This is a genomic window from Synechococcus sp. NB0720_010 (genome assembly GCF_023078835.1).
In the GTDB taxonomy this organism is placed as follows: domain Bacteria; phylum Cyanobacteriota; class Cyanobacteriia; order PCC-6307; family Cyanobiaceae; genus Vulcanococcus.
On record NZ_CP090898.1, the window covers coordinates 748,332 to 756,898 of the forward strand.

Here is an 8,567-nt window from a genome sequence, read left to right on the forward strand (position 1 = left end):
TTTAGAGTGGATTTCTGGAATCCGGTCCATGGCTGTCTCCGCCGTTCAGCAACACGCCATTGCACCCGCCAACGTGTTGCGCGGCGAAGGAGCCTGGGCTGAAGCACTGCCGCTGATCGCGGACCTCTGCCAAGCACCGCTGCTTCTCGGCCGCAGCGCGGCCACCCGAGAACTGCGTCTTGGGCTCGAAGCCGATCTCAAGACCCAAGGCCTACGGGCGGTCAGCGCGGAGCTCGAGTTCGACTGCTGCGAAGAGGACCTCATCCGTCTAGCGGAGCTGAGCCAATCCCAGGGCTGTGATGGGGTCGTGGCCTGCGGCGGCGGCAAGGTGCTCGATGCCGGCAAGTTGCTGGCCCACCGCCTGGGGCTCCCCTGCATCACCGTGCCCACCAGTGCCGCCACCTGCGCTGGCTGGACGGCGCTGGCCAATCTCTACAGCCCCCAGGGGGCATTCCAGGGAGATGTCGCTCTGGAGCACTGCCCGGAGCTGCTGGTCTTCGACCACGGCCTGGTGGCCTCAGCCCCCAACCGCACCCTGGCCAGCGGCATCGCCGATGCCATGGCCAAGTGGTACGAGGCTTCCGTCAGCAGCGGCGCCAGCCGCGATGGCCTAGTGCAACAGGCCGTGCAACAGGCCCGGGTGCTGCGGGATCAACTGCTGCTGGAGGCCGAGCAGGCCCTCGGGGAGGTCGGCGGCGAGGCCTGGGTGCGCGTGGCGGAAGCCAGCGGCCTGACGGCCGGCCTGATCGGAGGGATTGGCGGCGCCCGCTGCCGCACCGTCGCCGCCCATGCGGTCCACAACGGCCTGACCCAACTGGAGGCCAGCCACGGCCAACTCCACGGGGAGAAGGTGGGCTTTGGAATCCTGGTGCAACTGCGCCTGGAGGAAAGCGTCGGGGGTAGCCAGCTGGCGGCCCAGGCCAGGCGGCAACTGCTGCCCTTCTTCCAACGACTTGCGCTGCCCGTCAGCCTGAAAGACCTCGGGCTCGCCCAGGCCAGCCTCGCGGAGCTCCAGGAGGTGGCGGACTTTGCCTGCAGGCCTGGCTCAGATCTCCATCACCTGCCCTTCAGCGTCGGTCCAGCCGATGTCCTGGCGGCCCTGGTCAGCACCACCGCCGCCCTGAGCAGCGTGGATGCCTGAGCACCTGGATCAGCGGCAGCTGCTGGAGCGCGCCGCCAAAACCCTGCTGGATCCCAAAGGACAGGCCATCGCTCGGGCGGTGCAGTGGTGGGACCTGCCGAGCGCCTGCGACCAAACCCATGAACCCTGGCCCGTGGCGGTCCTGGGCTCTGGAGCGCCGGTGCTGCTGCTGCATGGCTTTGACAGTTCCCATCTGGAATTTCGGCGGCTCAGCCCGCTGCTCTCAGCCCACGCCCAACTATTCATCCCCGACCTCTACGGCTTTGGCTTCTGCCCCCGCCCCCAGGGCGGCGACTACAGCCCCGCGGGGGTGCTGCGCCATCTGGAAGCCGTGCTCGATGCGGTCCTCGAGCGCAGTGGCGCCCAGCGGGTTGGCCTGATTGGTGCCTCCATGGGCGGATCGGCCGCCGTGGAATTGGCCCGCCGGCGCCCGCACCAGATCGATCGCTTGCTGCTGCTTGCCCCAGCGGGTCTGACGGGCAAACCCATGCCGGTTCCGCCCCTGCTCAACCAACTGGGCGCGCGCTTTTTGGCCCTGCCGGCGATTCGGCGCGGGCTCTGCCGCAGTGCCTTTGCCCAACCCGACCGTGATGTCGGGCCCGCCGAGCTGGAGATCGCCTCGATCCATCTGCGCTGCCCCAACTGGGCCCCCGCCCTCGCGGCCTTTGCCGGCAGTGGAGGCTTCGGAGGCTGCGGGTTGCCGCTACCGCACCAGAGACTGCAGGTGCTCTGGGGCGCCAATGACCGGATCCTGCAGGGCAAAGCCAAGGCCGACACTGCAGTTCTGTTAGGAGAGCGCATCACCGAGCTGGGCGATTGCGGGCATCTGCCCCACATCGATCAGCCCGACACCGTGGTGCGCACCTGGCATGGCTGATCCCGTTCTGCAGCTGCTGGCCAGTGGTCTGCAGTTCTGGATTCGCCAGCAATGCGAGTCCGTCGATCAGCTCGAGCTCCAGCTGCACGGCTCCACCCTGGCCCTACTGCGGGGACGCCTCGAGGGGGTCAGCCTGGTGGCCCGCAAGGCGATCTTCAGTGCCCTTGAGATCGAGCGGGTGGAGCTGCGCAGCGGCGCGATCAGCATCCAGATCGGCCGGCTGATGAAGGGGCAGTCCCTGCAGCTGGATCAATCCTTCAGCGTGACGGGCAGCGCCGAATTCAGTGGCCCTGGCCTGAGCCGCTCGTTTAGCAGTGCCCATTGGCGCGGCCTAGGCGATCAAATCAGCGAGGCACTGCTGGGGCTGACGCCGCTGCAGGAGTTGACGATCGCAGGCGACCAGCTGCTGGTGCGCGCCCAGGGCCGGGAGATGGCGACCCAGCCGCTGGCGGAGGCTGGCTGCGTTGTCCTGCAGCAGAGCGATGGTCCCCAGCGCTATGCCCTGCCCGGAGACCCCAACATCACCATCGAACGGGCGGAACTGCAGTCCAGCCGGCTGCTGGTCAGCGGCAGAGCGACGGTCAGTCCCTAGGCCAGGAAGGTCACCACGGTGAAAAACACCGCCGGGATGAACAGATAGCTGTCGATGCGATCGAGGATGCCGCCATGGCCGGGCAGGAAATCGCCCGAATCCTTGACACCGGCATCGCGCTTCATCATTGATTCGGTCAGGTCCCCCACCAGGGCGAAAACCGTGACCATCGCCCCAAGCAGGGCACCAATCGCCCAGCCCCAGCTCCAGCCCAGCAGCACGCCAAATAGGGCTCCTAGCAGCATCGAGCAGATCAACCCGCCCAGGGCCCCCTCCACGGTTTTCCCCGGAGAGGTGGGCGAGAGGGGGGTGCGGCCGTAGCGGCGGCCAATCATGTAGCTGCCGATGTCCGTCGCCACGATCTGCAGGCAGGCCATCAGCATCAAGACCATCCCCGAGGTCAGCGGCAAAGGCCAGTGCTGAAGATTCGGCGCCAAGAGCGGATCGGTGAGATCACGCAGGCGAATCCAGTAGCTGGGCAGATAGCCCAAATAGAACAGGGCAAAGATGGAGGAGGCGATATCGGCGATCGTCCCGGTGACGGGCTGCAACAGCAGCCAGCCGCAGATGATCGCCCCGGCCACCGGCAGCACCGCAGCGGAGAGCTCCGAGGCAAAGCCGACCCCCGCCACATCGCCGCCATGGGCCCACTGGGTGGTAATCAGCAGCAGCTGCACCAGCACCAAGGTGGTCTTGCTGGCTGGCCGTATGCCCTTGGCCCGGGCCAGGTCGAAGTACTCCAGCAGGCCCAGGTGGACCATCACCCCCAGGGCGATGGTGAACCACCAGCCCCCCAGCCCCACCACCAACAAGCCAAAGGCACCGGCGGCGTAGCCGCTCAGCAGGCGCTGGGGGGAGGTTCGTGTGCGCGGGGGAGGAATCAAGGGCGTTCCGCGGCAATCAAAAACAGAGGTTCTGCGGCCGCCAAGCGGGCCTGACTGCCGCGGCGCTGCATCCGGTGAACCGTGGCTTGCACCACCTGCAGATCGACCGCCGCCAGTTGCCCCAAGGTATCGGTGGCGTCCACCAGCCCCTCCAGGCTGGCGGTACTGATCACCAGGCGCCCGGCTGGGACCAGGGCCTCCCAGACCTGATGCAGGACATCCCGCAGGGGACGGCCCACCTCCAGCAGCACCCGATCCGGGCGCGGCGGCAACTGCGCCAGGCCATCGGGCGCTTCCCCCTGGTGGATGTGCAGGTTCTCAATGCCAAAGCGGCGGCGGTTGCGCTCCAGCAGCTCAATGCCGTCGGGATCCCGCTCGAGGGTGTGGACCGCTCCGGCGGGCATCAAGCGGGCGATCTCCAGGGCCAGGGCACCGGTGCCGCCGCCCACATCCCAGACCAGGGAATCGCTCTTGGGCCGCAGGTGCGAGAGCAGCATCACCCGCTGCTCCATCGGGGTCGGGCTGAAGCCGGGGGCATCGGCAAAGGCCGCATCCGGCAAACCCGGGGTAACGAAGTCCCATTGGAAGGAGCCCTTCCCTGCCGCGGGCATGCTCCGCCTCACGCGATCAGCACCTTCACCGTATCAGCGATCTGATGGGGCCAAAGCCGCCGCTGCTCCTGCAACCAGGCGGCCCGAGGCCCATCGATGCGCTCGCCGGGAATCAACAGGGGAATCCCCGGGGGGTAAGGGCAGAGCGGTTCCGCCGCCAGGCGCCCGGCGGCCTGATCGAGGGGCACCGCGTCTGCCGGCGCCCGCCAGGCCTCGGCCAGGGGCCGCTCCGGGCTGGCCACCAGGGGCAACGGCGGAGGGTTAAAGGACAACACTTCATCGCTGCCAAGCGACCGGCGCAACTGGCGTAGGGCCGCAGGCAACTGCCGCAGCAGGCCCCTGGGCGGCTGCAATCCCAAACAGAAGGTCAGGCAACCCGGCTCAGGCAGCTCCGCGATCACCCCCCGCTGCATCAACCACTCATCGGCCTCCAGGCCATTGATGCCATCGGCGGCGCAGATCCAGCTCAGCCGCAGCGGGTCTTGGTTCTCCAGCAGTTGTAAGCCAAGAGCCTGGAGGCGCTGGCGCAGCCGCAGCCCCTGATCGAGGGCCCGGCGCAGTTGCTGGCGTCCCTGGGTGCTGCGCAGATGCAGCAGTGCCGCCTCCGTTGAGGCGAGCAGCAGGGCGCTGGGGCTGGAGGTTTGCAGCCAAAGCAGCGCCCGCTCGATCTGCCCGGGATCCAAATCACTATTTGCACCCTGCAGCAGCACAGCACTTTGGGCCAGACCACCGGCGGCCTTCTGCAGGGACTGCACCACCAGATCCGCCCCAGCGCCCAGGCCAGTCGCCGGCAGCCGCGGATCCAGACCCAAGTGGGCGCCATGGGCCTCATCGAGCAGCACCGGCAGCCCCTGCCGGTGGGCCAGCGCCACCAAGCCCGCCAGATCGCAAGCGAGGCCTTGGTAACTGGGGGAGACCAGCACCAGCGCCGCAAGAGGCCCCTCGGCCAGGGCCGCGCAAATCACCGCCTCCAGGTGTTCTGGACTCGGCGGCAGCCAAAGACCCGAGGCCGGATCAAAGGGCAGATCAAACAGAACCGGCTCCAACTGCCCGAGCAGACAGCCATGCAGCAGGGAGCGATGCAGGTTGCGCGGCAGCAGGACCCGCTCTCCCGGTTGCGCCAGGGCCAGCAGACCCGCTTGCAGCAGGCCACTGGCCCCGTTGACGCCGTACCAGCAGCGCTTGGCTCCCAGTAGATCCGCCATGGCCCGTTGGCTGTCCGCCACGGCGCCCTCGCCCTCAAGCGGTCCACCGATCTCAGGCAACTCCGGCAAATCCCAGCGGCCGGGGGCTTGGCGCAGCAAGCGGACCAGGGCCGGCGCCAGGCCCCGCCCGCGGCCGTGGGCCGGCAGATGCAGCGGCAACCGGGGCCGGCGCGCCTGAAGCAGCTGCTGGAGCAACACCATTCCTAGAGTTTGCAACTTGCTGGCGGATTGGATGAGCACCTACGACCCGGGGCGTGACTTGCGCTGGCTGCTGCTGCGGCCCTGGCAGCTGGTCGGCCGCTTGGTCGTGGTGCTCAGCAGCCTGCTGAGCCTGGCGCTGGTGCTGGTCTTCCAGGCCAACAATCCCGACCCGAAGGTGCAGCAGCGCCTGGGGCAGAAGATTTTCACCACCCTGACTGGGCTGGGGCCCTGTTTCATCAAGGTGGGCCAGGCCCTCTCCACCCGCCCGGACCTAGTGCGGCGGGACTGGCTGGATCAGCTGACCCAACTGCAGGACAACCTGCCGGCCTTCCCCCACGCCATCGCCCTGGAGACGATCGAGGCCGACCTGGGGGCCCCTGTCCAGCAACTGTTTGAAGAGTTCCCGGACTACCCGGTAGCGGCCGCGAGCCTGGGCCAGGTGTACCGGGCCAAACCCGTCGGCGGGAACTGGGTGGCCGTGAAGGTGCAGCGCCCCAAGCTCGAGCGGCAGCTGCGCCGGGATCTGGTGCTAATCCGGCTGCTGGGGGTGATGGCCGCTCCGCTGCTGCCCCTCAACCTGGGCTTTGGCCTCGGGGAAATCATTGATGAGTTCGGCCGCTCCCTGTTTGAGGAGATCGACTACCGCAAAGAGGCGGACAACGCCGAGCGCTTCGCGCGGATGTTCGAAGGCAATGCAGCGGTAATCGTGCCGCGGGTGGACCGCAGCCTCTCGGGCCAGCGGGTGCTGACGACCACCTGGATCAACGGCACGAAACTGCAGCAGCGTCAGGAGCTGGAGGCCCAACACCTCGATCCCGCCTCCTTGATCCGCACGGGCGTGATCAGCGGCCTGCAGCAGCTACTGGAGTTCGGCTACTTCCACGCCGATCCCCACCCCGGCAACCTCTTTGCCCTTCCAGGCAGGACTGGAGCCCTGGGCCATGTGGCCTACGTGGACTTCGGGATGATGGATTCGATCAGCAACAGCGACCGACTGACCCTGACCGGGGCGGTGGTGCACCTGATCAACCGCGACTTTGAGGGCCTGGCTCAGGATTTCGTCGATCTGGGCTTCCTGAACGCCAAAACGGACCTCACCCCGATCATCCCCGCTCTCGAGGAGGTCCTCGGCGGCGCGCTCGGGGAAAACGTCGGCTCGTTCAACTTCAAGGCGATCACCGATCGCTTCTCGGAGTTGATGTACGCCTATCCCTTCCGAGTGCCGGCCCGCTTTGCCCTAATCATCCGCGCAGTGGTCAGCCAGGAGGGCCTGGCGATGCGCCTGGATCCCAGCTTCCGGATCATCAACGTCGCCTATCCCTATGTGGCCCGGCGCCTGCTGGCGGGGGACACCGCCGAGATGCGCGAAAAGTTGATGGAGGTGCTGTTCGATCGCGACGGACGCCTGCAGCTGGAGCGCCTGGAGAACCTGCTGCAGGTGGTCGAGAACGACGACGGCGGTGGCGGTGCCACGGACCTGCTGCCGGTCGCCGGCGCGGGCCTGAAGCTGCTCGTCGGCGAAGAGGGCAAGAGCCTGAGGCAGCGGTTGCTGCTGACCCTGGTGCGCGACAACCGACTGAACACCGAAGATCTGCGCGGCCTGATGCAATTGCTGGGCCGCACCTTCTCGCCGCGCCGTGTCGCTGGCCGCTTGCTCACTCGGCTGAACCCGCTGGCCGCTTAGGCCAAAAACGGGAAGGCTGAACGGAGTAGCGCTCAGACCGCAAAGGTATGGATAGACTTTGGCTAGACGTAGCAACCCGGCAATGCGGGTCAAGGTTCAAGCGTGGGGAAACAGTCTCGGGCTACGCATCCCCAAGGCCTACGCCAGCGAACTCGGAGTGAGGGCAGGCAGTGAGATGGAAGTCAGCGTCGAGGCGGGAGCCTTGCGTGCTGAGCTGGCCCCTCCCGCTCAACTTGACGCGCTGCTGGCAAAGATCACCGACGAGAACCGCCATGACCAGATCGAGTGGGGCGAGCCCTCTGGAGGCGAGACATGGTGAGCGCACCGGAACGCGGTGACTTGATCTGGCTGAGCTTCACGCCTCAGCAAGGCAGAGAGCAGGCTGGGCGCAGGCCAGCACTGGTGATCTCACCGGCGGCCTACAACAGCAAGACAGGCCTCGCCCTGGTCTGCCCAATCACCAGCAAAGCGAAGGGTTACCCGTTCGAAGTGGTTCTGCCGAATCAGGGAACCGTGCAAGGCGTTGTCCTGACGGATCAACTCAGAAGCCTCGACTGGCGTGCTCGCCAGGCCGAACGCATTGAAAAGTCTCCGCCTGATGTCGTGGACCAGGCCGTGAAGCTCATCGGAACCCTCCTGACCTCCTAGGGTCGTTGCGATTTACCCTCGCACGATGTCCCTGGCCCCGATCAACCTGAGCGAAGCCGCCCAGGACCTGGCCACAGGGGACTTCGGCGACCTGGACCCCAGCGAGATCCTGCTGGAATTCGCCCCGATGTTCCAGCCTCCCTATGTGCTGTCGGGGATTGGCTTGGCCATGGGGATCCTCTGCGGACTGACCTTCGCCAGGCTGGTTCAGAACAAGCTTGATGGCTGGAAGCAGGACCGACTGGCACTGCTGCCCCTGGGGAACTTTGAGACCAACCTGCCCTACACGGGGATCGTCGTTGGCATCACCCTCTTCATCGGCGGCAGCCTCCAGATCTTCGGCTTCTCCTCGGGAGCGGCCCTACTGGTGGCCTTCGTGCTGTCGATGGCGACCGCCGGCGCGCTCTGGGTCCAGCTGGAGCGGCTAATGACCCAGGTGGAGAACGGCACGTTCAGCGCCGTCGACTTCGACAACTTCGACGAATTCTTCTAAGCCGCTAAAGCCGTTATGCAACTTCTGCATAGCGGACATCAGCAAAACGAAGGCCGAGCGCTTCCACCGAAAGGGGAGACCACGCCTAGTGCGCTCAGATACAGATTTTTTTAATGTAGTGAAAGCAAAAGTTCTGAGTCGCTGATCTCTACCCACAATCAGGCAGAGATGGCTGCCAAGAGATAGCGATCACATGCGAAGATGGGAGGAATGTCTTAAGGATCCAGCCGC

At 66.4% G+C, this 8,567-nt stretch carries 10 protein-coding genes; 7 read left to right on the forward strand and 3 right to left on the reverse strand.

The annotated features are described in order from the left end of the window. Window positions 1-28: 28 nt before the first annotated feature. Genes LY254_RS04070 through LY254_RS04080 form a run of 3 tightly spaced genes read left to right on the forward strand, consistent with a single transcriptional unit; the run spans window position 29 to window position 2,610 of the window. A complete protein-coding gene (locus LY254_RS04070) occupies window positions 29-1,141 on the forward strand; it encodes an iron-containing alcohol dehydrogenase family protein (protein WP_247479074.1) in 1,113 nt (370 codons plus the stop codon). Further along, window positions 1,134-2,018: an alpha/beta fold hydrolase gene (locus tag LY254_RS04075; RefSeq protein WP_247479076.1), complete on the forward strand. Its 885-nt coding sequence runs from the start codon at window positions 1,134-1,136 to the stop codon at window positions 2,016-2,018. The genes LY254_RS04070 and LY254_RS04075 overlap by 8 nt, the downstream gene beginning before the upstream one ends. Further along, window positions 2,011-2,610: an LmeA family phospholipid-binding protein gene (locus tag LY254_RS04080; protein WP_247479078.1), complete on the forward strand. Its 600-nt coding sequence runs from the start codon at window positions 2,011-2,013 to the stop codon at window positions 2,608-2,610. The genes LY254_RS04075 and LY254_RS04080 overlap by 8 nt, the downstream gene beginning before the upstream one ends. Here LY254_RS04080 and LY254_RS04085 read toward each other — a convergent pair. From LY254_RS04085 to LY254_RS04095, 3 genes are read right to left on the reverse strand one after another with little or no spacing between them, the layout of a single operon-like run. After that, window positions 2,607-3,494, reverse strand: coding sequence for a phosphatidate cytidylyltransferase (locus tag LY254_RS04085; protein ID WP_247479080.1), 888 nt, complete (start codon window positions 3,492-3,494; stop codon window positions 2,607-2,609). The two genes, LY254_RS04080 and LY254_RS04085, sit on opposite strands and share 4 nt — an antisense overlap. Next, window positions 3,491-4,105 (reverse strand): precorrin-6Y C5,15-methyltransferase subunit CbiT, encoded by a 615-nt coding sequence (gene cbiT / locus LY254_RS04090; RefSeq protein ID WP_247479082.1) that lies wholly within the window; start codon window positions 4,103-4,105, stop codon window positions 3,491-3,493. The genes LY254_RS04085 and cbiT overlap by 4 nt, the downstream gene beginning before the upstream one ends. Before the next feature lie 8 nt (window positions 4,106-4,113). Continuing rightward, window positions 4,114-5,511, reverse strand: coding sequence for an aminotransferase class I/II-fold pyridoxal phosphate-dependent enzyme (locus LY254_RS04095; protein WP_247479084.1), 1,398 nt, complete (start codon window positions 5,509-5,511; stop codon window positions 4,114-4,116). 31 nt (window positions 5,512-5,542) lie between these two features. Between LY254_RS04095 and LY254_RS04100 the strand changes: the two genes are divergently transcribed. The 4 genes from LY254_RS04100 to LY254_RS04115 all read left to right on the forward strand — a co-directional run bounded on the left by LY254_RS04100 (window position 5,543) and on the right by LY254_RS04115 (window position 8,336). Further along, window positions 5,543-7,195: an AarF/ABC1/UbiB kinase family protein gene (locus LY254_RS04100; protein WP_247479086.1), complete on the forward strand. Its 1,653-nt coding sequence runs from the start codon at window positions 5,543-5,545 to the stop codon at window positions 7,193-7,195. Between the two features lie 82 nt (window positions 7,196-7,277). Then, a complete protein-coding gene (locus LY254_RS04105) occupies window positions 7,278-7,514 on the forward strand; it encodes an AbrB/MazE/SpoVT family DNA-binding domain-containing protein (RefSeq protein ID WP_247479088.1) in 237 nt (78 codons plus the stop codon). Beyond that, entirely contained in the window at window positions 7,508-7,843 is a 336-nt protein-coding gene (mazF, locus tag LY254_RS04110) for an endoribonuclease MazF (protein ID WP_247479090.1), read from the forward strand. The genes LY254_RS04105 and mazF overlap by 7 nt, the downstream gene beginning before the upstream one ends. A gap of 25 nt (window positions 7,844-7,868) precedes the next feature. Further along, window positions 7,869-8,336, forward strand: coding sequence for a hypothetical protein (locus tag LY254_RS04115; RefSeq protein ID WP_247479092.1), 468 nt, complete (start codon window positions 7,869-7,871; stop codon window positions 8,334-8,336). Window positions 8,337-8,567 lie beyond the last annotated feature (231 nt).